Genomic DNA, 22,587 nt, shown 5'->3' with positions numbered 1-22,587 from the left:
CCGCATGCCGCCACAATGGGGGGATGACCGACAGTCCCGCCCGTCCGGCCCCCCTCGCCGACCCGCACCTCGTCTACGACCCCGCCCCCGGGGGCGGCCCCAAGGACGTGGTGATCCTCGGTTCCACCGGATCCATCGGCACCCAGGCCATCGACCTCGTGCTGCGCAACCCCGACCGCTTCCGGGTCACCGCCCTGTCCGCGAACGGCGGCCGGGTGGCCCTCCTCGCCGAGCAGGCGCACCGGCTGCGGGTGCGGACCGTGGCGGTCGCCCGCGAGGACGTCGTCCCCGCGCTCCGCGAGGCGCTCGCCGCCGAGTACGGCGGTGCGGAACCGCTGCCCGAGATCCTCGCCGGGCCCGACGCGGCCACCCAGGTCGCCGCCTCGGAGTGCCACACGGTGCTCAACGGCATCACCGGCTCCATCGGTCTGGCACCGACCCTCGCCGCCCTGGAGGCCGGCCGCACCCTCGCGCTCGCCAACAAGGAGTCGCTGATCGTCGGCGGTCCGCTGGTCACCGCGCTCGCGAAGCCGGGCCAGATCATCCCGGTGGACTCCGAGCACGCGGCCCTCTTCCAGGCGCTCGCCGCCGGCACCCGGGCCGACGTCCGCAAGCTCGTCGTCACCGCGTCCGGCGGCCCCTTCCGCGGCCGGACCAGGGACGAACTGGCGCACGTCACCGTCGCGGACGCCCTCGCCCACCCCACCTGGGCGATGGGCCCGGTCATCACGGTGAACTCCGCGACCCTGGTCAACAAGGGACTGGAGGTCATCGAGGCCCACCTCCTCTACGACATTCCCTTCGACCGCATTGAGGTGGTCGTGCACCCGCAGTCGTATGTCCACTCGATGGTCGAGTTCACCGACGGATCCACGATCGCCCAGGCGACGCCCCCCGACATGCGCGGGCCCATCGCCATCGGCCTGGGCTGGCCCGAACGTGTCCCGGACGCGGCCCCCGCGTTCGACTGGAGCCAGGCCTCCACCTGGGACTTCTTCCCGCTGGACGACGAGGCCTTCCCCTCGGTGGACCTCGCCCGGCACGTGGGGCAGCTCGCGGGCACGGCCCCGGCGGTGTTCAATGCCGCCAACGAGGAGTGCGTCGCGGCCTTCCTGAGCGGCGCGCTGCCCTTCAACGGGATCATGGATACCGTCACCCGGGTGGTGGAGGAGCACGGCACCCCGGACACGGGAACCCCACTCACGGTGTCGGACGTCCTCGAAGCGGAGACCTGGGCGAGAACCCGGGCCCGCGAACTCACAGCCACGACGGCGACCGCGGAGGCGCGTGCATGACGACCTTGATGTTCATCCTCGGCATAGTGGTCTTCGCGGTCGGCCTGCTCGTCTCGATCGCGTGGCACGAGCTGGGGCACCTGTCCACGGCCAAGCTCTTCGGCATCCGCGTGCCGCAGTACATGGTCGGCTTCGGCCCGACCATCTGGTCACGCAGAAAGGGCGAGACCGAGTACGGCATCAAGGCCATCCCGCTCGGCGGCTACATCCGCATGATCGGCATGTTCCCGCCCGACGACCAGGGCCGGGTCTCCGCCCGTTCCACCTCCCCGTGGCGCGGCATGATCGAGGACGCCCGCTCGGCGGCCTTCGAGGAACTCGAGCCGGGTGACGAGACGCGCATGTTCTACACGCGCAAGCCGTGGAAGCGGGTCATCGTCATGTTCGCGGGCCCCTTCATGAACCTGGTGCTCGCCATCGCCCTCTTCCTCACCGTGCTGATGGGCTTCGGCATCCAGAAGGAAACCACCGTCGTGGAATCCGTCTCGCCCTGCGTCATCGCACAGAGCCAGCACCGCGACACCTGCAAGAAGTCCGACCCGTCGTCCCCCGCCAAGGCGGCCGGCATGAAGGCGGGTGACACGATCGTCTCCTTCGACGGCAAGCCGACCAAGGACTGGAACACCCTCTCCGACCTCATCCGGAACAGCGCCGGGAAGAACGTCGCCTTCGTCGTCGACCGCGACGGCCGCGAAGTGACCCTGCACGCGAAGATCGCCACGAACCAGGTCGCCAAGAAAGACGCCAGCGGCAACTACGTCAACGGCTACGTCAAAGCCGGCTTCCTCGGCTTCAGCCCCGCCACCGGCGTCGTCAAACAGGACTTCGGCGAGTCCGTGACCTGGATGACCGACCGGGTCGGGGACGCCGTCGACTCCCTCGTCGCCCTGCCCGGCAAGATCCCGGCCCTGTGGGACGCGGCCTTCGGCGACGGCCCGCGCGAGCCGGACTCCCCGATGGGCATCGTGGGCGCCGCCCGGGTCACCGGCGAGATCGCCACCCTGGACATCCCGGCCTCACAGCAGCTGGCCATGTTCGTGTTCGTCCTGGCCGGCTTCAACCTCTCCCTGTTCCTGTTCAACATGCTCCCGCTGCTCCCGCTCGACGGCGGGCACATCGCGGGCGCCCTGTGGGAGTCGCTGCGGCGGAACGTGGCCCGGGTGCTGCGCCGGCCCGACCCCGGACCGTTCGACGTCGCCAAGCTGATGCCGGTGGCGTACGTGGTGGCCGGGATCTTCGTCTGCTTCACCGTCCTGGTGCTGATCGCCGACGTGGTCAACCCGGTGAAAATCTCCTAACCACCCGCCGTTCCACGCGGCCCGGACCCCTCAGGTTCCGGGCCGCGTTCCTCAGGGTGTGTTTACGGGTGGGATGTGCTGACGCGGGGCCCGGTGCCGTAATCTCAAAGCCTGGAGCCCGCCGTTGCACGGGACCGGACCTTGATCCACGACTTGGGGTTGCACAGCAGATGACTGCGATTTCTCTCGGCATGCCGTCCGTTCCGACCAAGCTCGCCGAGCGCCGGAAGAGCCGGCAGATCCAGGTCGGAAGCGTGGCGGTCGGCGGAGACGCGCCCGTCTCGGTCCAGTCGATGACCACGACCCGCACGTCCGACATCGGCGCCACCCTCCAGCAGATCGCCGAGCTGACCGCCTCCGGCTGCCAGATCGTCCGTGTGGCCTGCCCCACCCAGGACGACGCCGACGCCCTCGCCACCATCGCGAAGAAGTCCCAGATCCCGGTGATCGCGGACATCCACTTCCAGCCCAAGTACGTCTTCGCCGCCATCGAGGCCGGCTGCGCCGCCGTCCGCGTCAACCCCGGCAACATCAAGCAGTTCGACGACAAGGTCAGGGAGATCGCCAAGGCCGCCAAGGACCACGGCACCCCGATCCGCATCGGCGTCAACGCCGGCTCCCTGGACAAGCGCCTGCTCCAGAAGTACGGCAAGGCCACCCCCGAGGCCCTGGTCGAGTCGGCCCTGTGGGAGGCGTCCCTCTTCGAGGAGCACGACTTCCGCGACATCAAGATCTCCGTCAAGCACAACGACCCGGTCGTCATGATCGAGGCCTACCGGCAGCTCGCCGAACAGTGCGACTACCCCCTCCACCTCGGCGTCACCGAGGCCGGCCCGGCCTTCCAGGGCACGATCAAGTCGGCCGTCGCCTTCGGCGCCCTGCTCTCCCAGGGCATCGGCGACACGATCCGGGTCTCCCTCTCGGCCCCGCCGGTCGAGGAGGTCAAGGTCGGCCTCCAGATCCTCCAGTCGCTCGGCCTGCGCCAGCGCGGCCTGGAGATCGTCTCCTGCCCGTCCTGCGGCCGTGCCCAGGTCGACGTCTACAAGCTCGCCGAAGAGGTCACCGCCGGCCTGACCGGCATGGAGGTCCCGCTCCGCGTCGCCGTCATGGGCTGCGTCGTCAACGGCCCCGGCGAGGCCCGCGAGGCCGACCTCGGCGTCGCCTCCGGCAACGGCAAGGGCCAGATCTTCGTCAAGGGCGAGGTCATCAAGACCGTCCCCGAGTCCAAGATCGTGGAAACCCTCATCGAGGAGGCCATGAAGCTGGCGGAGCAGATGGAAGCCGAGGGCGTAGCCTCAGGCGAACCGTCGGTTTCGGTGGCGAGCTGAGCTTTTCGGCACCGGGGGACCGCGCCCCCGCAGGGGGCGCGGGGCTGTGCTGGACGTGCGGCTCCGCCGCGTGGGCGCGACACGCCACTGACCGGCCGGCACCCCAGCGCTTCAGAGCCACCCGGGCTGGCAGGCACACGGCGAAGCAGCGCAGCTATAGTGCGGAGATCAGCAGACCCCCAGCGTGAGGCCCCCGCACGTGTTGACCCAGACCACCTCACGAGTGCTCGAACCGAGCGACCTGGACGCCGCGCTCGCCGTCCTCGACCGCGAGCCGGTCGCGAACGCCTTCGTGACCTCGCGGGTCCAGGTCGCGGGCCTCGACCCCTGGCGGCTCGGCGGCGAGATGTGGGGCTGGTACGAGGACGGCATGCTCACCTCCCTGTGCTACGCGGGCGCCAACCTCGTCCCCGTCTGCGCCACCCCCCGCGCCGTCCGCGCCTTCGCCGACCGCGCCCGGCGGGCCGGCCGGCGCTGCTCCTCCATCGTCGGCCCCGCCGAACCCACCGCCGCGCTGTGGCGACTGCTGGAGCCGCACTGGGGCCCGGCCCGCGAGGTCCGCGCCCACCAGCCGCTGATGGTCACCGACCGCATGCCGGCCGACATCACCCCGGACCCGTACGTCCGCCGCGTCCGCAAGGACGAAATGGAGACGATCATGCCGGCGTGCGTGGCGATGTTCACCGAGGAGGTCGGCGTCTCCCCGCTGGCCGGCGACGGCGGCCTGCTCTACCAGGCCCGGGTCGCCGAACTCGTCGGCTCCGGCCGCTCGTTCGCCCGCGTCGACGACCAGGGCCGGGTCGTGTTCAAGGCGGAGATCGGCGCGGCGACTCCCCACGCCTGCCAGATCCAGGGCGTGTGGGTCGCCCCCGAGTACCGGGGCAGGGGCCTGGCGGCCCCCGGCATGGCGGCCGTACTGCGCTATGCCCTGGCCGATGTGGCCCCGGTGGTCAGCCTGTACGTGAACGACTTCAACACCGCGGCGCGCAGGACGTACCGCAGGGTGGGCTTCCACGAGGTGGGAGCCTTCATGAGCGTCCTCTTCTGACCGCCCTGTACGCTCCCGGCATGGACCTCGTGATCGGCCCCCTGGACCTCACCGCCCACGTGGACGAGGCCCTGGCCGTCCAGGCCGTCGCCTTCGGGCTCGGCCCGGACGAAGTCGCCGTACGCCGCCAGATCGTCCAGCGGCACATGCAGTACCGCGGCGCGCGCGCCTACGGTGCCACCGTCCGGGGACGGCTCGTCGGGTTCGTCTACGGCATGCCCAACAGCCGTACCCACTGGTGGTCCACCGTCGTCGAGCCCTATCTGCGCGCGGGCGGCAACGACTTCTGGCTGGACGACTCCTTCGTCATCACGGAGCTGCACGTCCACCCCGACCACCAGAACCGCGGCATCGGCCGGCGTCTGATCACCACCATCACCGACACCGCGGACGAACCCCGCTCGATCCTCTCCGCGATCGACACCGACAGCCCCGCCCGCGGCCTCTACCACTCCCTCGGCTACGTCGACCTCGCCCGCCAGGTCCACTTCCCGAGCGCACCGAGGCCGTACGCCGTGATGGGCGCCCCCCTGCCGCTGCGCCGGCGATAACCGATTTCCACCGGCACAGGCGGCCCGGCTAACCTCCATGCCATCAACCTTTCCCGGCAGGAGTACGAGAACCATGGCCAACGCACCGGTCCAGCGCATGTCCCAGTTGATGGCGAAGACGCTGCGCGACGACCCGGCGGACGCCGAGGTCCTCAGCCACAAGCTCCTCGTCCGCGCCGGCTACGTCCGCCGCACGGCCGCCGGCATCTGGAGCTGGCTGCCCCTCGGCAAGAAGGTCCTCGCCAACGTCGAGCGCGTCGTCCGCGAGGAGATGGACGCCATCGGCGCCCAGGAGGTCACGCTGCCCGCCCTGCTGCCGCGTGAGCCCTACGAGGCCACCGGCCGCTGGGACGAGTACGGCCAGGAGCTGTTCCGGCTCAAGGACCGCAAGGGCGGCGACTACCTCCTCGGCCCCACCCACGAGGAGATCTTCACCCTCCTGGTCAAGGACCAGTGCACGTCCTACAAGGACCTGCCGGTGATCCTGTACCAGATCCAGACCAAGTTCCGCGACGAGGCCCGGCCCCGCGCCGGCATCCTGCGCGGCCGCGAGTTCCTGATGAAGGACTCGTACTCCTTCGACCTGGACGACGAGGGCCTCGGCCGGTCCTACGCCCTGCACCGCGAGGCCTACCGGCGCGTCTTCGCGCGCCTCGGCCTCGACTACCGCATCGTCGCGGCCACCGCCGGCGCCATGGGCGGCTCCAAGTCCGAGGAGTTCCTCGCCCCCGCCGAGGCCGGCGAGGACACCTTCGCCGACTGCCCGAACTGCGACTTCGCCGCCAACACGGAGGCGATCACGTACGAGCTGAAGCCGGTGGACGCCTCGGACGTACCCGCCGCCGAGGACATCCCGACGCCCGACACCCCGACCATCGAGACGCTGGCCGCCTCACTCGGCGTCCCGGCCTCCGCCACGCTGAAGAACCTGCTGGTCAAGGTGGACGGCGAGATCGTCGCCGTCGGCGTGCCCGGGGACCGCGAGGTGGACCTGGGCAAGGTCGAGGCGCACTTCGCCCCGGCCGCCGTCGAGATGGTCACCGAGGCGGACTTCGCCGAGCGCGGCGACCTGGTCCGGGGCTACGTCGGCCCGCAGGGCCTGGGCGAGAAGGTCACGTACATCGCCGACCCGCGCGTGGCCCCCGGGACCGCCTGGATCACCGGCGCCAACAAGGAACACACGCACGCCAAGAACGTCGTCGCCGGCCGGGACTTCGAGGTCGACGAGTACGTGGACGTCGTGGTGGTCCAGGAGGGCGACCCCTGCCCCAAGTGCGGCACCGGCCTGAAGCTGGACCGCGCCATCGAGATCGGCCACATCTTCCAGCTGGGCCGCAAGTACACCGACGCCCTCAAGCTGGACGTCCTCGGCCAGAACGGCAAGCCGGTCCGCGTCACCATGGGCTCCTACGGCATCGGCGTCTCCCGTGCCGTCGCCGCGCTCGCCGAGCAGACCGCCGACGAGCACGGCCTGGTCTGGCCCAAGGAGATCGCCCCGGCCGACGTGCACGTCGTCGCCGCCGGAAAGGCGCTCCAGACCGAACTGGCCCTCGACGTCTCCGAGAAGCTCGCCGCCGCGGGCGTCCGCGTCCTGGTGGACGACCGGGCCGGGGTCTCCCCGGGCGTGAAGTTCACCGACGCGGAGCTGATCGGCGTCCCGCAGATCCTGGTCGCCGGCCGCCGCTCCGGCGAGGGCGTCCTGGAGCTGAAGGACCGCAAGACCGGCGAGCGCGAGGAACTGACGGTCGAGGACGCGATCGCCCGCCTGACCGCGCGGTAAGCAGCAGTAAGGGACCTCCCGGGCACTACCCGGGAGGTCCGGCGGGCCGGGGTTGTTCCGTGAGCCCGGGGACGGACAGCGGACAGCCGCCCCCGCTCACCTAGAGCCAGCTCGCGAACTCCAGCAGGAGTTCCGCGTCCTTCTCACGGCCGACCCGGCGGGCCCGGACCCCGGACTCCACCGCCCGGAACAGCGTCCAGCCCCGCAGCCGTTCCTGGTCGACCTCCAGCGACTCGGCGAGCCGCTTGATCCGGCGCCGGGTGGTGGACGGCCCGGACGGCGCCGCGATCAGATCCTCCACCCGGTCCCGCACCAGCCGCGCCAGATCGAAGGCGCTCTCGCCGACCACCGGATCCGGGCCCACCGCCAGCCAGGGCATCCGCTCCCCGGAGAGCACCTTGCTCTGCCGGAACGTGCCGTGCAGCAGCAGCTGCTCGGGCGGCGCGGCCAGCAGCTCCGTACGGGCGGCGAGGGCCGCCGCCACCAGCGGGGCCGCCTCCGGATCGCTCCCGGCGCTCGCCCGCATCGCCGCCGCCTGCCGCCCGGTCCGCTCGGCGACGGTCTCGAAGACAGCCCCGGCCGGCGGCGCGACCCACAGCCTGCGCAGCGTCCCCGCCGCCTCCAGCAGCGCCTTCGCCTCCGGCAACGACCGCACCGACACATCCGGATGCAGCCGCTCCAGCAGCAGCGCCCCGTCCTCCGCCTCGGCTTCCAGCAGCTGTACGGCGCCCAGCCCGCCCCAGTGCGCCAGCGCCGCCCGCTCGCTCTCCGGGCGGGCCCGGGGCGGCGCCAGCTTCAGCACGGCCGGGGTGCCGTCCGCCCGCCGTACCAGCACCACCAGGCTGCTGCGCCCGCCCGGCACCTGCACCCGCTCGACGGTCAACTCGCGCCGGGCGACGGCCCGCCCGGCCGCCGTGGGCAGCCCCGCCAGCCAGTCGTCCCCGGCCGGTGCCGTCTCACCGAGCGCCCGCACCAGGCGCTGCGGCGGTTCGAAAGCCATGCGCGAGTCGTTCCCTTCGTGTCCTGTGCTGCCGGGGCCCGCCCGAGTCTCCCGTTCTGATCCTGTTCCTGATCGTCTCCGGTGCTGTCCTGCGGTCCCGTCGTCACGGGCTGCCCGTGGAACGGCCCCGGCCCGCCCGGCCGGTGGTCAACGCGTCGGCGACCCTGACGGCGACGGTGCCGTGCCGGCCGCGCCCGTCCGTTCGCCGGACCGCTCGGCCAGACCAGGGAAGGCTACGCCCTCCCCGCTCCAGCGCACCGCCCGCACCGCGGCCTCCCGCAGCGCCCCGGCCGCGTCGGCCCGCCGCGCGCCGGTCGTGGCCCGCACCAGGTCCGAGTAGACGCCGGCCACCCGCTCCTCCAGCCGTGCGGCCAGCCGCTGCGCGGTCGCCCCGTCCTCGACCGGGAAAGGCAGGGCGTACGCGGCGCTCGCGGCGACCGGTACGCCGCCCAGGTCACGCACGGCGCGCACCAGCGCGTCCCGGCGCGCACGGTGCGCGTCGTACGCCGCCCGCGCCTCCGCCCGGTGCCGCTCGCCGATCCGTCCGCCCACGACGCCGTACCCGTACACCGCCGCGTGCTCCGCCGCCAGCGCGGCCTGCAGTGCGGTCAGCTCGGCCTTCTCGGCCTGCTCGGTCCCGTCGCTCACCTGGCCCCCTCCGTCAGCAGGTACGCGTGCGCGGCTCCGGCCGCCGCGACCGACGCCAGCAGCCGCGCCAGCTCGCCCGGCGCCTCCAGCAGATCCTTGGCGCGCCGGCCGGCCAGGGCGCGCTCGGCGGCGGCCAGCCCGGCGACGGCGTCCTTCCCGGTGGCCGGCACGGGAACGGCGGAGGCGGTGGCCGTGGCGGAAGCCGTGGCCGTGGCACCGTCCGCGAAGGCCACCGCGTGCGCCGCGACCTGGGCCCGCAGCGGGTGCAGCAGCTCCGCCAGCCCGGGATGCGCGGCGAGCACGGCGTCGTACCGCTCCAGCAGCCCCCGGCTGTCCCGCGCCGCACGCGCGCGTGCCCGCTGCGTGGCCGACGGACCGGGGTCGCCGGACTCCGGTCCGGCCGAGCAGCCCACCAGCAGGGCGCCACCGGCGGCCGAGGCGAGCAGGGTTCTTCTGCGCGGCCCCGAGGGCACGCGCGAGAGCGGGGGGTACGGCACGGCTGACGTCCTCGGGGGCTCGTACGAACACACGGGCGGGAACGCCGACCCGCCGTTGATCACGGTACCCGCGAGTCCCTCCGCCTCGCGTCACCGGCTCGGCGGCCGACCGCGACAAGCCACGACGGACCGCGCCCGCCCGGGAACCACGGCGCCCCGGACCTCGCGTGCGAACCGGCCCCTGCCGGAGGCAGTACCCTTTGATCAGACACGCGACCCATCCCACAACAGCACACGCGGCCGAGGAGTCACCCGGATGAGCACCACCCAGAGCGAGAGGCTGCGAGAGCTGCTGGAACCGCTCGTCACGTCCCAGGGGCTGGATCTCGAAGAGATCGCCGTGGACTCCGTCGGACGCAAGCGGGTGCTGCGCGTGGTCGTCGACTCCGACACGGGGGCGGATCTGGACGCCATCGCCGATGTGAGCCGCGCGCTCTCGGCGAGGCTGGACGAGACGAACGCGATGGGTGACGCGGCGTACGACCTGGAGGTCGGAACCCCCGGCGCGGAGCGCCTCCTCACCGAGCACCGGCACTTCGTGCGCGCCACCGACCGGCTCGTGAAGTTCCAGCTGGCGGAGGGCGGCGAGCTGGTCGCGCGGATCCTGAAGGTCGACGACGAGGGCATCGACGTCGAGGTGCCCGGCGTGAAGGGCCGCAAGGCCACCGCCCGCAGACTCGGCTTCCCGGAGATCGCCAAGGCGCGCGTGCAGGTCGAGTTCAACCGCAAGGACAGCGCCGGCACGGCCGGCGAGAAGGACATGAAGGAAGAGGAGGAGGCGTAGCCGTGGACATCGACATGAGCGCCCTGCGGGGCTTGGTTCGGGAGAAGGAGATCTCCTTCGACCTGCTGGTCGAGGCGATCGAGTCGGCCCTCCTCATCGCCTACCACCGCACCGAGGGAAGCCGCCGACACGCGCGCGTGGAGCTCAACCGGGAGACCGGGCATGTGACCGTGTGGGCGAAGGAGGACCCTGAGGACCTCGCCGAGGGGCAGGAGCCCCGTGAGTTCGACGACACCCCGTCCGGCTTCGGCCGCATCGCCGCCACCACCGCCAAGCAGGTGATCCTGCAGCGGCTGCGCGACGCCGAGGACGACGCGACGCTCGGCGAGTACGCCGGCCGCGAGGGCGACATCGTCACCGGTGTGGTCCAGCAGGGCCGCGACCCGAAGAACGTGCTCGTGGACATCGGCAAGCTGGAGGCCATCCTGCCGGTGCAGGAGCAGGTGCCCGGCGAGACGTACCCGCACGGCATGCGCCTGAGGTCGTACGTCGTCCGGGTGGCCAAGGGCGTGCGCGGGCCGTCCGTCACCCTCTCCCGTACGCACCCGAACCTGGTGAAGAAGCTCTTCGCCCTGGAGGTGCCGGAGATTGCCGACGGCTCGGTGGAGATCGCGGCCATCGCCCGTGAGGCCGGCCACCGCACCAAGATCGCCGTACGGTCCACCCGTCCGGGCCTGAACGCCAAGGGCGCCTGCATCGGCCCCATGGGCGGCCGGGTGCGCAACGTGATGGGCGAGCTGAACGGCGAGAAGATCGACATCGTCGACTGGTCGGACGACCCGGCGGAGATGGTCGCGAACGCGCTGTCACCCGCTCGGGTGAGCAAGGTGGAGGTCGTGGACATGGCCGCCCGGTCCGCCCGGGTGACCGTGCCGGACTACCAGCTGTCACTGGCGATCGGCAAGGAGGGCCAGAACGCCCGCCTGGCGGCCCGGCTGACCGGCTGGCGGATCGACATCCGGCCCGACACCGAGCAGGCCGGGGAGTAGACCGGGAGCGGATCCGGGCGCCGGGGAATAGATCCAAGCCGCCCGGCGCTGAGATCACGACAACAGCCGTTCGATTCTTGCCCCAAAGGGGTGAGGTCGGTACGGGGAGGTAGACTTAACTGTGTCTGGCCGGACGCACGCCGGAGCATGCCCTGAACGCACCTGTGTGGGGTGCCGGGAGCGGGCGGCCAAGAACGATCTCCTGCGGATCGTGGAGATCGAGGACGCCTGCGTCCCCGATCCTCGCGGTACGCTGCCCGGCCGGGGTGCGTACGTACACCCCGCCCTGGTCTGTCTCGACCAGGCGGTACGCCGCCGGGCGTTCCCGCGGGCACTGCGCGTCCCGGGACCGCTCGACACAAAGGCGTTGCGCCGATACGTCGAGCAGACAACAGTTGCCGAGCAGGCAACGCCGTAAGACAAGCCGCACGGAACCCCGTGCGGTCTGGTACCTCGCGAGTCGAAAGCAGGTCGAGATTGCGATGAGCACTCGATGAGTACGCGATGAGTACGCCCATGAACTAGCGACGGTCCGGCTTCAACCCGGACCTCAAAGGAGCGAAGTGGCTAAGGTCCGGGTCTACGAACTCGCCAAGGAGTTCGGTGTCGAGAGCAAGGTCGTCATGGCCAAGCTCCAGGAACTCGGTGAATTCGTCCGTTCGGCGTCTTCGACCATCGAAGCGCCGGTTGTACGCAAGCTGACCGACGCCTTCCAGGGCGGTGGCAACGGCAAGTCCGCCGGCAAGCCCGCCCCGCGCAAGGCCTCCCCCAGGCCCGCCGCGCCTTCCCCGGCGCAGGCGGCACGTCCGGCTGCCCCGGCCCCCAGGCCGGCGGCCCCCAAGCCCCCGACGGCGCCCGCTGCCGAGCAGCCGGCCGCCCCGTCGGCCCCCTCGGCGCCCGCACAGGCACCGGCCCCGGGCCCGCGCCCGGTGCCGGGTCCCAAGCCCGCGCCGCGTCCGGCCCCGGCCGCCCCGGAGTTCACCGCTCCGCCGGCCCCGGCCGCGCAGACCCCGCAGGCTCCGGCCGCCCAGGGTCCGCGTCCCGGCGCCCGTCCCGGTGCCCCGAAGCCCGGTGGCGCTCGTCCGGCCCCCGGCCAGGGCCAGGCGGCCCGTCCGGGTCAGGGCGGTTCCCGCCCCGGTGGCCAGGGCGCGCGTCCCGGTGCCCGTCCGGCCGGTCCGCGCCCGGGCAACAACCCCTTCACCTCCGGCGGCAACGCCGGCATGGCCCGTCCGCAGGCCCCGCGCCCGCAGGGCGGTGCGCGTCCCGGCCCCGGCGGTGCCCCCGGCGCCGGTCCCCGTCCGCAGGCGCCCGGCGCCCAGGGCGGCGGTCCGCGTCCGCAGGCTCCGGGCGGTCCGCGCCCGACCCCGGGCTCGATGCCGCGTCCGCAGGGCGGTCCCCGTCCTGGTGGTGGCCCCGGTGGCCCGCGTCCGAACCCCGGCATGATGCCGCAGCGTCCCGCTGCGGGTCCGCGTCCCGGCGGCGGCCCCGGCGGCCGTGGCCCCGGTGGCGGCGGTCGTCCCGGTGGCGGCGGCGGTCGTCCGGGCGGCGGCTTCGCCGGTCGTCCCGGTGGCGGTGGCGGCGGCTTCGCCGGCCGTCCCGCCGGCCCCGGTGGCGGTGGCGGCGGCTTCGCCGGTCGTCCGGGTGGTCCCGGCGGTGGCGGCGGTGGCCGTCCCGGCTTCGGCGGCCGTCCCGGCGGTCCCGGTGGCCGCGGTGGCACGCAGGGCGCCTTCGGCCGTCCCGGCGGTCCCGCGCGTCGTGGCCGCAAGTCGAAGCGGCAGCGTCGCCAGGAGTACGAGGCCATGCAGGCCCCGAGCGTCGGCGGCGTGATGCTGCCGCGCGGCAACGGCGAGACCATCCGTCTCTCCCGCGGCGCGTCGCTCACCGACTTCGCGGAGAAGATCAACGCCAACCCGGCGTCCCTCGTCGCGGTCATGATGAACCTCGGCGAGATGGTCACCGCGACGCAGTCCGTCTCCGACGAGACCCTCCAGCTCCTCGCCGACGAGATGAACTACACGGTTCAGATCGTCAGCCCGGAGGAGGAGGACCGCGAGCTGCTCGAGTCCTTCGACATCGAGTTCGGCGAGGACGAGGGCTCCGAGGAGGACCTGGTCGTCCGTCCGCCGGTGGTGACCGTCATGGGTCACGTCGACCACGGTAAGACCCGACTGCTCGACGCGATCCGCAAGACGAACGTCATCGCGGGCGAGGCCGGTGGCATCACCCAGCACATCGGTGCCTACCAGGTCGCGACCGAGGTCAACGGCGAAGAGCGCAAGATCACCTTCATCGACACGCCGGGTCACGAGGCGTTCACCGCCATGCGTGCGCGTGGTGCGAAGTCGACCGACATCGCGATCCTGGTCGTCGCGGCCAACGACGGCGTCATGCCGCAGACGGTCGAGGCGCTCAACCACGCCAAGGCGGCCGACGTGCCGATCGTGGTCGCGGTCAACAAGATCGACGTCGAGGGTGCCGACCCGACCAAGGTGCGCGGTCAGCTGACCGAGTACGGCCTCGTGGCCGAGGAGTACGGCGGCGACACCATGTTCGTCGACATCTCCGCCAAGCAGGGTCTGCACATCGACTCGCTGCTGGAGGCCGTGATCCTCACGGCCGACGCCTCGCTCGACCTGCGGGCCAACCCGAACCAGGACGCGCAGGGCATCTCGATCGAGTCCCGCCTCGACCGCGGCCGTGGTGCCGTGGCGACGGTCCTCGTCCAGCGAGGCACGCTGCGGGTCGGCGACACGATGGTGGTGGGCGACGCCTACGGCCGCGTCCGCGCCATGCTCGACGACAACGGCAACAACGTCGCCGAGGCCGGCCCGTCGACGCCGGTCCAGGTCCTGGGCCTGACCAACGTCCCGGGTGCGGGCGACAACTTCCTCGTCGTCGACGAGGACCGCACCGCCCGCCAGATCGCGGAGAAGCGCGCCGCCCGTGAGCGCAACGCCGCGTTCGCCAAGCGCACGCGCCGCGTGTCGCTGGAGGACCTGGACAAGGTGCTGAAGGCCGGCGAGGTCCAGCAGCTGAACCTGATCATCAAGGGTGACGCTTCCGGTTCGGTCGAGGCCCTGGAGTCCTCGCTGCTCCAGCTGGACGTCGGCGAAGAGGTCGACATCCGCGTCCTGCACCGCGGTGTCGGTGCGGTCACGGAGTCCGACATCGACCTGGCCATGGGCTCCGACGCCATCGTCATCGGCTTCAACGTCCGCGCTGCCGGGCGTGCCCAGCAGATGGCGGAGCGCGAGGGCGTCGACGTCCGGTACTACTCGGTCATCTACCAGGCGATCGAGGAGATCGAGGCGGCCCTCAAGGGCATGCTCAAGCCGGAGTACGAGGAAGTCGAGCTGGGTACGGCGGAGATCCGCGAGGTCTTCAAGTCGTCCAAGCTGGGCAACATCGCCGGTGTCCTCATCCGCTCGGGCGAGGTCAAGCGCAACACCAAGGCGCGCCTCATCCGCGACGGCAAGGTGGTCGCGGAGAACCTCACCATCGAGGGCCTGCGTCGCTTCAAGGACGACGTCACCGAGATCCGCGAAGGCTACGAGGGTGGTATCAACCTCGGAAACTTCAACGACATCAAGGTCGACGACGTCATCGCGACGTACGAGATGCGGGAGAAGCCGCGGGCGTAAGGCCTGTGGTTCGTGCTGGCCGGCGGGACTGCGGTCCCGTCGGCCAGCACGCCGTTTTCCGCCCGGTTCCTGTCCGGCCGGCCGAGACGAAACCCTGCCGAGCCGCCGACAGGTACGCGGTACGGTGGCTCCAGGCCATCGATCCCGTACCGGCGGGTAACCCGGAACAAACATGTACGTGGGGACTCTGTCCTTCGACCTCCTCCTCGGCGACGTCCACTCGCTGAAGGAGAAGCGCTCCGTCGTCCGCCCGATCGTCGCCGAACTCCAGCGGAAGTACGCCGTGAGCGCGGCCGAGGTGGACCACATGAACCTCCACCGGCGGGCGATCATCGGCCTCGCCGCGGTCTCCGGCGACGCGGCGCACCTCACCGACGTACTGGACCGGTGCGAGCGGCTGGTCGCCGGCCGCCCCGAGGTGGAACTGCTGTCCGTGCGACGGCGCTTCCACGGCGACGACGACTGACCACGAAACGCAAGCAAGAGAAAGAACGGGAGACGGACCAGTGGCCGACAACGCGCGGGCTAAAAGGCTGGCGGACCTCATCCGGGAGGTGGTGGCCCAGAAGCTGCAGCGCGGGATCAAGGACCCGCGGCTCGGCTCACACGTCACCATCACGGACACCCGGGTCACGGGTGACCTCCGGGAGGCGACCGTCTTCTACACGGTCTACGGCGACGAGGAGGAGCGGAAGGCGGCGGCCGCCGGCCTCGAGAGCGCCAAGGGCATCCTGCGCTCCGAGGTGGGCCGCGCGGCCGGGGTGAAGTTCACGCCCACCCTGACCTTCGTGGCGGACGCCCTGCCGGACACCGCCCGGACCATCGAGGACCTCCTCGACAAGGCCCGGCAGTCCGACGAGAAGGTGCGCGAGGCGGCCACGGGCGCCACGTACGCCGCGGGCGCCGACCCCTACCGCAAGCCGGCGGACGACGACAGCGACACGGACGGCGACGCCACCGAATGACCCAGAAGCACACCACGCCCGACGGCCTCGTCATCGTCGACAAGCCGTCGGGCTTCACTTCGCACGACGTGGTCGCCAAGATGCGCGGGATCGCCAGGACCCGCCGCGTCGGCCACGCCGGCACCCTCGACCCGATGGCGACCGGCGTCCTGGTCCTCGGGGTGGAGCGCGCCACCAAGCTCCTCGGGCACCTGGCGCTCACCGAGAAGGAGTACCTGGGCACGGTCCGCCTGGGCCAGACCACCCTCACCGACGACGCCGAGGGCGAGATCACCTCGTCCGCCGACGCTTCCAAGGTGACCCGGGAGGCCATCGACGCGGGCATCGCCAAGCTGACCGGCGACATCATGCAGGTGCCGTCCAAGGTCAGCGCCATCAAGATCGACGGCGTACGGTCGTACAAGCGGGCCCGTGAGGGCGAGGACTTCGAGATCCCCGCCCGGCCGGTGACCATCTCCTCCTTCGCGGTGTACGACGTCCGGGACGCGGTCGCCGAGGACGGCACCCCCGTGCTCGACCTGGTGGTCTCGGTGGTCTGCTCCTCCGGCACCTACATCCGCGCCCTCGCCCGTGACCTGGGCGCCGACCTCGGTGTCGGCGGCCACCTCACCGCGCTGCGCCGTACCCGCGTCGGCCCGTACAAGCTGGACGCGGCGAAGACGCTTGACCAGCTCCAGCAGGAGCTGACCGTCATGCCGATCGCCGAGGCCGCCGCCGCAGCGTTCCGGCGCTGGGAGGTCGACGGCAAGCGGTCCCGGCTGCTGCTGAACGGCGTCCGGCTGGAGATCCCCGACGAGTACGCGGGAGCCGGTCCCGTCGCCGTCTTCGACCCCGAGGGCCGGTTCCTCGCTCTGGTCGAGGAACACCGGGGCAAGGCGAAGAGCCTGGCCGTCTTCGGCTGAGGCCCTGAGGCGCTGAGGCCTTGAGGCCCTGAGCCCGAGCCTGAGGCGCTGAGCCCTGAGCCGGGGCGCGCACGGACCGGCTGTCTGCCGTGGAGCGGCGGCCGGCCACACGCGTTGGCCCCTGCCGCCGCTCCACGGTCCCCCCTCGGTTCCCCCACCCCTAGGGTTATCCAGCAACCCGCGCCCATTCACCCGTCCGGGCAGGCGCTCGGAGTGAACCGGGGGAGCGGAAGGGGGCGCGTTCCTCACGTGATCTGTCCCGCCGATCATCCCGCGCCTACCGTCGGAACCAGGGCACGGGGACGGGCGGGGAGGTACGACCATGACGGAACGGGGCCCGCGGGGCGGAAGCGGGCGCCGGGGCCACGGGTGCGAAGAGCGGCCGTTCGAGGAGCGCGCCGAGGCGGAGCGCGCGGGCGCAGACGACGCATCCGGGGTGCGGGCGTCCGGGGTGCGCGCGTACGAGGAGTGCGCCGGGGGTGGGCCGGGCGCGGGCCCGGGTGACCGGGCCCTTGTCGCGGCCCCGGCCGACGACACAGGCTCAGGCGCCGGAACCGACCGCTTCGACGCCGCCCTCGTACGCATCCGGGACCTGGCCGGCCGCCCGCGCGGACTCGGCTTCCTCGCCGATCACGAGGGCACCCTGCTCACCAGCCACGAGACCGTCGACGGCCTGCCCCGGCTGGTGCTGCACGCGGGCGGCGACCGCACCTGCGTGGTCGGCCCCGACGCGGTCACCGCACTGCCCGGCCTCGGCCTCGCCCTGGTGCGCACCGAGGGCCTCGGCGTGGAGCCGCTGCCGCTGACCGTGCGGGAGCGGATCGACGCCGGCACCTATGTACAGGTCGCCGCCGGCTGCTGGCGCCAGGCGCGGGTGCTGGCCGCCACGCAGGTGACGTACACCGCCGCGGACCGCTTCCACCTCCTGGACGACGCGCTGGAACTGGCCATCGGCACGGCCGGCCGGGACGCGCTCCGGCCGGGCGGCGGCGCGGCCGGCGGACCGGTGCTCGACGCGCGCACCGGCGCGGTCGTCGGCGTCCTCGGCACCGCCCTGCACAGCGCCCAGCGCGACGCGGGCTTCGCGGTGCCCCTGCGGCCCGCCGACGGCGCCCTCGCCGGCCTGCTCGCCCGCAACGCGGCCACCGTGCCCGCGTACGGCGCCGACCTCAACCTCGCCGGCATCCTCCAGCTGACCATGACCTCGGTGGCGCAAGACAGCCCCCCGGGCACCGTCGAGCCGGTCGAACGCCCCGACATAGCCCGGGAGTTGGCCGCCTTCACCACCGGAGGCCGGCCCGTGCTCGGCCTCGTCGGCGCGCCGGGCAGCGGTCGTACGACGGAACTCGCGGCGCTCGCCGCCCGCCGTGCCCGGGGTGAGCGGCCGGCCCCCACGCTGTGGCTGCGCGGTGCCGGCCTGCGGGACACCGACGACTCGGTGGCCGACGTGGCCCGCCGCACCCTGGCGCGTGCCGCCCGGATCATCGCCGCGTCCCGTTCCGGCCGGCCCGAAGACCTCGGCGACGTCACGCCCGAGCGCGTGGCCTGCCTCGCCGCCCGGGCCGGCCGCCCGCTGCTGCTCCTCCTGGACGGCCCCGAGGAGATGCCCCCCGCCCTCGCCCACCGCCTGCCCGCCTGGGCCGAGGGCACGGCCGCCTGGCTGACCGAGACGGGGACCCGCCTGGTGGTGGCCTGCCGGGAGGAACACTGGGAACGCGCCGGCCGGGCCTTCCCACAGACCCTCCTCCACGTGCCGGGCGACCCGGGGGAGCCGGTCAGGGGTCTTGCGGAGGGCGGTGAGCCGCTGGGGAAGCAGGCTGGAGCCGGGGCCCCGACGCCCGGCCCCGGACCGGACCGTGCGCCTGTCAGCCCTGTGTCTCCGGGGCGCAGCAGGCCGACTGGACCTCGGGGCCGAGGAGACGGTGCCGAGCCGGCCCGTGCGTCGGCCGGCCCCGCCGCTCATGCGGACGGCGCCGGTCCGGTGTCCACGTCGGCCGGCCCCGCGGCCCCGGCGGGCGGCGGTGAGCCGCACACCACCCCGGCCGGCCCTCCGGCTTCGCCCCCCACCTCAGCAGGACCGGCCGAACCGCTGCACGCCGTCGCCGGCCGCGCGCCCTCGCCCGGCGCCTCGGCCGATGGTGTTTCGGCGGACGGTGTTGCAGCGGACGGTGTTTCGGCCGACGACGCCTCGCTCGGCGGCGCCTCGTTCGGCGGTGTCTCGGGCGACGGTGCCTCGGGCGGCGGTGCCGAGTCGGGGGTCCCCTTCGGTGTCTCGTTCGGTGGTGCGTCGGGTGAGGGCGCTGAGCCGCAGGTCACCTTCGGTGTCTCGTTCGGCGGTGCCTCGGCCGAGGGCGCCGAGCCGCAGGCCCCCGTGCCCGGCCCCGCCTCCCCGGCGGACAGCCCCGAGCCGCACCACCCCCCGGCCGGCCTCGCCTCGCCGGCCGACAGCCCCGTACCGGACCGCACCCCCGGCACCCCCGCGCCCCCGCCCCAGGCCTTCCCTGCCCCCCGCGCTCCCGCCACCGACCCCCTTCCGCCCTGTCTGCGGATCGGGGACTTCACGCCCGGTGAGGCGCGATGGGCCCGGGCGCGGTACGGGATTCCGGACGGTGCGCTCGGTGAGCGGGACGCACGGCATCCGCTCGTGCTGCGGCTGTTGTCCGAGGTCCGGGCCGCCGTACCCGACGCGCCGGTCGCCGGGCCCGTAGACCGGTACGACGTGTTCGCCGCCCACCTCGATCTGATGTGCCTGCGCATCGCGGTCCGCCTCGCCGCCGGCGGGCCGCGCGGTACGGCCGTGCGGCGGCTCGCGGCGCGGGTGGCCGGGCAGGTGCACGAGGCGGCCCGGCGCAGCCTCGGGGCGGGGCGGGGAGAGCTGGACCGGGAGTCGTTCGAGGCGGTGTTCCCCTGGGGCCCCGCCCCGGCCCGGCTCGGCGGCGGCACCGGCTGGGCCTCCGCCGTGCTGACCGAGGGCCTCCTCGTGCCGGCCGGTACCGGCTACCGCTTCGCCCACGAGGAGCTGGCCGACTGGATCCAGGGCACCCACCTGGACCTGGACGCGGCGCTGCGGGCCCTGGTGCACCGCGCCGGCGAGCCGAGCGCGCCCCGGCCGGTGCTGGTGCCGCACCATAGCGTCGGCCCCGTCGTCCAGGCGCTGCTGCTCCTCGCCCGCCAGCAGGGGACCGGGCAACTCTGCCTCCGGCTGCGGGAGCTGGTCGACGCCCTGGACCGCGACACCGGCTCCTGGTGGGCCGCCCGGCTGCTCGCCCGGACTCTGCTCCAGGTCCCGGACGCCACGCCGTACACCGAGGTGCTGCGCCTGCTCGCGGACCGTGTCGTCGCCTGGCGCGGCGCCCAGCGGCCCGTACCGGCCGACTTCCGCCCCGCCTTCTGGACCGGCCTCGCCCTCCCCGACGCCGAGCGCCTGGACCTGTTGCGCCGCCTCGTCCTGGCGGACCCGGCGCCGCCCGCGGCAGGCGACCGGTACCTGGACGCCGTCGCCGGACTGCTCGCCGCCGCCCCCACCGTCGTACAGCCGCTGCTCACCCACTGGTTCGCGGACGAGCGGCCGTTGCCCGCGACCCCGCACGCCACCGTGGCCACCGCCGCGCAGGCGCTGCTGCACACCCACCGGCACGGTGCGCTGGACGATCTCACCGAGGTGCTGGTGACCTGCGCGCACCGGCGTGCCGACGAACTGCTCGCCGTCCTCGCCGAGGAGGAGCCGTCGGCCCTCTGCCGGGCGGTGGACCGCTGGGCGAACGACGAGCGCCCCCACCGCCGGGTCGTGGCCGTGGCCTTCGCCCTGCGCGCGGCCCCCCACGCCCGCACGGACGCCGACCGCGAACTGCTGCGCCACGCCGCCCTCAGCCTGCTCGCCCGCCCCACCGACCGCACCCTGCACGGCGCCGCCCTGGCCCTGCTGGTCCGCGACCCGCGCACCCGCGACCGGCACCTGCCCGCGGCCCTGCGCCACTTCGCCGACGGCGACCCGCAGTTCCCGCCCAGCGCCCTCGTCCCGGCCCTGACCACGCACCCGGAGCCGGTCCTGGAGGCCTTCCGCACCCGGCTGTGCGCCCCGGGCGCCGGTGGCCCGGACACCGGAGCGGTCCTGCGCAGCCTCACCCAGGTCACCACCCCGGCCCTGGCCTGCCGGGTCGCCGCCCTCGTCCGGGAGGCGCTGCGGCTGCGTCCGGAGGCCGCCGGACCCGTCGCCGGCCAGGTCGCCGGCCAGGTCGGCCGCCGCATCGAACTGAGCCCCACCGCCCGCCCGGTCCTGCTTCCGCTCGTCACCGGCCTGCTCGACGGCGGTTCCGAACAGCTCCGGGCTGCCCTCGCCACCGTCCTCGCCGCCCCCGGCACCCCCGCCTCCCGCCCCGTCCGCCGTGAGCTGCTGGATTTCCTGCTCGCCCGGGAAGAGCACCCGTCCGTCCTGCTCGCCGTCCTGCACGCGGCCACGGAGCACGGCGGCCGGGAGGAGGAGGCCCGCGGCCTGGTCCACCGCACCGGTCTGCTCCTCGTCCGCACGCCCGAGGGCGCCACCCGCTTCGACCGCGCCCTGGTCGACATCGGCCGGCACGTGCCCGGCTTCGCCGCCCGCATGGCCCGCTGGCTGACCGAGGCCCCGGACGACTGGGCGGCCGTGGTCGGCCCCAGCGCCCGCCGCGTGATCGAGAACCTGGCGGGCGTACGCGTACCGGCCTGAGCTGCGGCGGGAACGTGCGCCGCGTCACAGCCCCCATGCCGATGCCGGCGCGGGCCACCCGGCATGGCACCCTTAGACCTGCACGACGAGGTCAAGGTAGACACGGACAAGGGTTCGAGGAGCGGTCACAGTGCAGCGCTGGCGTGGCTTGGAGGACATCCCCGAGGACTGGGGGCGCAGCGTCGTCACCATCGGTTCCTACGACGGCGTCCACCGCGGCCACCAGCTGATCATCAAGCACGCCGTCGACCGGGCCCGCGAGCTCGGCGTCCCGGCCGTCGTGGTCACCTTCGACCCCCACCCCAGCGAGGTCGTCCGCCCGGGCAGCCACCCGCCGCTGCTCGCCCCGCACCACCGCCGTGCCGAACTCATGGCCGAGCTGGGCGTCGACGCGTGCCTCATCCTGCCGTTCACCACCGAGTTCTCCAAGCTCTCGCCCGCCGACTTCGTGGTGAAGGTCCTGGTGGACAAGCTGCACGCCAAGGCGGTCGTGGAGGGCCCGAACTTCCGCTTCGGCCACAAGGCGGCCGGCAACGTGGAGTTCCTCGCCGAGCAGGGCAAGATCTACGACTTCGAGATCGAGGTCGTCGACCTGTACGTCACCGGTGAGGCGGGCGGCGGCGAGCCGTTCTCCTCCACCCTGACCCGCCGCCTGGTCGCCGAGGGCGATGTCGCGGGCGCCCGCGAGATCCTGGGCCGCCCGCACCGCGTGGAGGGCGTCGTCGTCCGCGGCGCCCAGCGCGGCCGGGAACTGGGCTTCCCGACGGCCAACGTCGAGACGCTCCCGCACACCGCCATCCCCGCCGACGGCGTGTACGCCGGGTATCTGCACGCCCAGGGCGAGGCCATGCCGGCCGCGATCTCCGTCGGCACCAACCCGCAGTTCGACGGCACGGAGCGCACGGTGGAGGCGTACGCGATCGACCGCGTCGGCCTCGACCTGTACGGCCTGCACGTCGCCGTGGACTTCCTCGCGTACGTGCGCGGCCAGGCGAAGTTCGAGTCGCTGGAGGCCCTGCTGGAGCAGATGGCCGCCGATGTGAAGCGGTGCCGGGAGATCGTGGCGGCGGAGCAGTAGCCGCTCGTTCCGGCGGAACGAGCTTCAGCGGGACTCCTCACAGCGAGAAGGGCGGCCGGTGCGGTGAGCACCGGCCGC

The 22,587-nt window shown here is 73.3% G+C and carries 18 protein-coding genes; 15 read left to right on the top strand and 3 right to left on the bottom strand.

Going from position 1 to position 22,587, the window contains the following annotated elements; genetic code table 11:
* Positions 1–23: 23 nt before the first annotated feature.
* The 6 genes from dxr to AB0L21_RS33355 all read left to right on the top strand — a co-directional run bounded on the left by dxr (position 24) and on the right by AB0L21_RS33355 (position 7,300).
* The gene (gene dxr, locus AB0L21_RS33380) at positions 24–1,295 is read left to right on the top strand and encodes a 1-deoxy-D-xylulose-5-phosphate reductoisomerase (RefSeq protein ID WP_365708919.1); all 1,272 of its coding nucleotides are present in this window, start codon (positions 24–26) and stop codon (positions 1,293–1,295) included.
* On the top strand, positions 1,292–2,593 hold the full coding sequence (locus AB0L21_RS33375; RefSeq protein ID WP_365708921.1) for a site-2 protease family protein: 1,302 nt from the start codon (positions 1,292–1,294) through the stop codon (positions 2,591–2,593). Before dxr ends, AB0L21_RS33375 begins: the two co-directional genes overlap by 4 nt.
* Before the next feature lie 170 nt (positions 2,594–2,763).
* On the top strand, positions 2,764–3,921 hold the full coding sequence (gene ispG / locus AB0L21_RS33370) for a flavodoxin-dependent (E)-4-hydroxy-3-methylbut-2-enyl-diphosphate synthase (protein WP_365788088.1): 1,158 nt from the start codon (positions 2,764–2,766) through the stop codon (positions 3,919–3,921).
* 199 nt (positions 3,922–4,120) lie between these two features.
* Positions 4,121–4,969, top strand: a complete 849-nt coding sequence (locus tag AB0L21_RS33365; protein WP_365788087.1) for a GNAT family N-acetyltransferase — start codon at positions 4,121–4,123, stop codon at positions 4,967–4,969.
* A 20-nt stretch (positions 4,970–4,989) separates the two neighbouring features.
* The gene (locus AB0L21_RS33360) at positions 4,990–5,520 is read left to right on the top strand and encodes a GNAT family N-acetyltransferase (RefSeq protein WP_365708927.1); all 531 of its coding nucleotides are present in this window, start codon (positions 4,990–4,992) and stop codon (positions 5,518–5,520) included.
* A gap of 73 nt (positions 5,521–5,593) precedes the next feature.
* Positions 5,594–7,300 (top strand): proline--tRNA ligase, encoded by a 1,707-nt coding sequence (locus tag AB0L21_RS33355; RefSeq protein ID WP_365708929.1) that lies wholly within the window; start codon positions 5,594–5,596, stop codon positions 7,298–7,300.
* Positions 7,301–7,400: 100 nt separating this feature from the next.
* Here AB0L21_RS33355 and AB0L21_RS33350 read toward each other — a convergent pair whose 3' ends face one another.
* From AB0L21_RS33350 to AB0L21_RS33340, 3 genes are all read right to left on the bottom strand, one after another.
* On the bottom strand, positions 7,401–8,300 hold the full coding sequence (locus tag AB0L21_RS33350; RefSeq protein WP_365788086.1) for an aminoglycoside phosphotransferase family protein: 900 nt from the start codon (positions 8,298–8,300) through the stop codon (positions 7,401–7,403).
* A 147-nt stretch (positions 8,301–8,447) separates the two neighbouring features.
* Positions 8,448–8,948 carry a ferritin-like domain-containing protein gene (locus AB0L21_RS33345; RefSeq protein WP_365788085.1) on the bottom strand — a complete coding sequence of 167 codons (501 nt, stop codon included), beginning with the start codon at positions 8,946–8,948 and terminating at the stop codon, positions 8,448–8,450.
* Positions 8,945–9,445, bottom strand: a complete 501-nt coding sequence (locus tag AB0L21_RS33340; RefSeq protein ID WP_365788084.1) for a hypothetical protein — start codon at positions 9,443–9,445, stop codon at positions 8,945–8,947. The genes AB0L21_RS33345 and AB0L21_RS33340 overlap by 4 nt, the downstream gene beginning before the upstream one ends.
* 256 nt (positions 9,446–9,701) lie before the next feature.
* On the opposite strand from AB0L21_RS33340, the gene rimP reads away from it, so the two are divergent.
* The 9 genes from rimP to AB0L21_RS33295 all read left to right on the top strand — a co-directional run bounded on the left by rimP (position 9,702) and on the right by AB0L21_RS33295 (position 22,509).
* On the top strand, positions 9,702–10,229 hold the full coding sequence (gene rimP / locus AB0L21_RS33335) for a ribosome maturation factor RimP (protein ID WP_365788083.1): 528 nt from the start codon (positions 9,702–9,704) through the stop codon (positions 10,227–10,229).
* A gap of 2 nt (positions 10,230–10,231) precedes the next feature.
* Positions 10,232–11,218 carry a transcription termination factor NusA gene (gene nusA, locus AB0L21_RS33330; protein ID WP_365708939.1) on the top strand — a complete coding sequence of 329 codons (987 nt, stop codon included), beginning with the start codon at positions 10,232–10,234 and terminating at the stop codon, positions 11,216–11,218.
* Positions 11,219–11,339: 121 nt separating this feature from the next.
* Positions 11,340–11,636, top strand: coding sequence for a YlxR family protein (locus tag AB0L21_RS33325; protein ID WP_132788764.1), 297 nt, complete (start codon positions 11,340–11,342; stop codon positions 11,634–11,636).
* 145 nt (positions 11,637–11,781) lie between these two features.
* Positions 11,782–14,859 (top strand): translation initiation factor IF-2, encoded by a 3,078-nt coding sequence (infB, locus tag AB0L21_RS33320; RefSeq protein ID WP_365788082.1) that lies wholly within the window; start codon positions 11,782–11,784, stop codon positions 14,857–14,859.
* Positions 14,860–15,031: 172 nt separating this feature from the next.
* Positions 15,032–15,325 (top strand): DUF503 domain-containing protein, encoded by a 294-nt coding sequence (locus tag AB0L21_RS33315; RefSeq protein ID WP_030656066.1) that lies wholly within the window; start codon positions 15,032–15,034, stop codon positions 15,323–15,325.
* A 40-nt stretch (positions 15,326–15,365) separates the two neighbouring features.
* Positions 15,366–15,824, top strand: a complete 459-nt coding sequence (gene rbfA / locus AB0L21_RS33310) for a 30S ribosome-binding factor RbfA (protein ID WP_189889426.1) — start codon at positions 15,366–15,368, stop codon at positions 15,822–15,824.
* Positions 15,821–16,726 carry a tRNA pseudouridine(55) synthase TruB gene (gene truB / locus AB0L21_RS33305; RefSeq protein ID WP_365708945.1) on the top strand — a complete coding sequence of 302 codons (906 nt, stop codon included), beginning with the start codon at positions 15,821–15,823 and terminating at the stop codon, positions 16,724–16,726. The genes rbfA and truB overlap by 4 nt, the downstream gene beginning before the upstream one ends.
* A 322-nt stretch (positions 16,727–17,048) precedes the next feature.
* The gene (locus tag AB0L21_RS33300) at positions 17,049–21,431 is read left to right on the top strand and encodes a hypothetical protein (RefSeq protein ID WP_365788081.1); all 4,383 of its coding nucleotides are present in this window, start codon (positions 17,049–17,051) and stop codon (positions 21,429–21,431) included.
* 130 nt (positions 21,432–21,561) lie between these two features.
* Entirely contained in the window at positions 21,562–22,509 is a 948-nt protein-coding gene (locus tag AB0L21_RS33295; protein ID WP_365708949.1) for a bifunctional riboflavin kinase/FAD synthetase, read from the top strand.
* The last annotated feature ends 78 nt before the right edge of the window (positions 22,510–22,587 follow it).

Origin of the sequence: Streptomyces sp. NPDC052721 (assembly GCF_040678315.1) — a bacterium.
Taxonomy (GTDB): domain Bacteria; phylum Actinomycetota; class Actinomycetes; order Streptomycetales; family Streptomycetaceae; genus Streptomyces.
The sequence above is the reverse complement of the archived record's forward strand: the minus strand, read 5'-3'. Positions and strand labels throughout refer to the sequence as shown.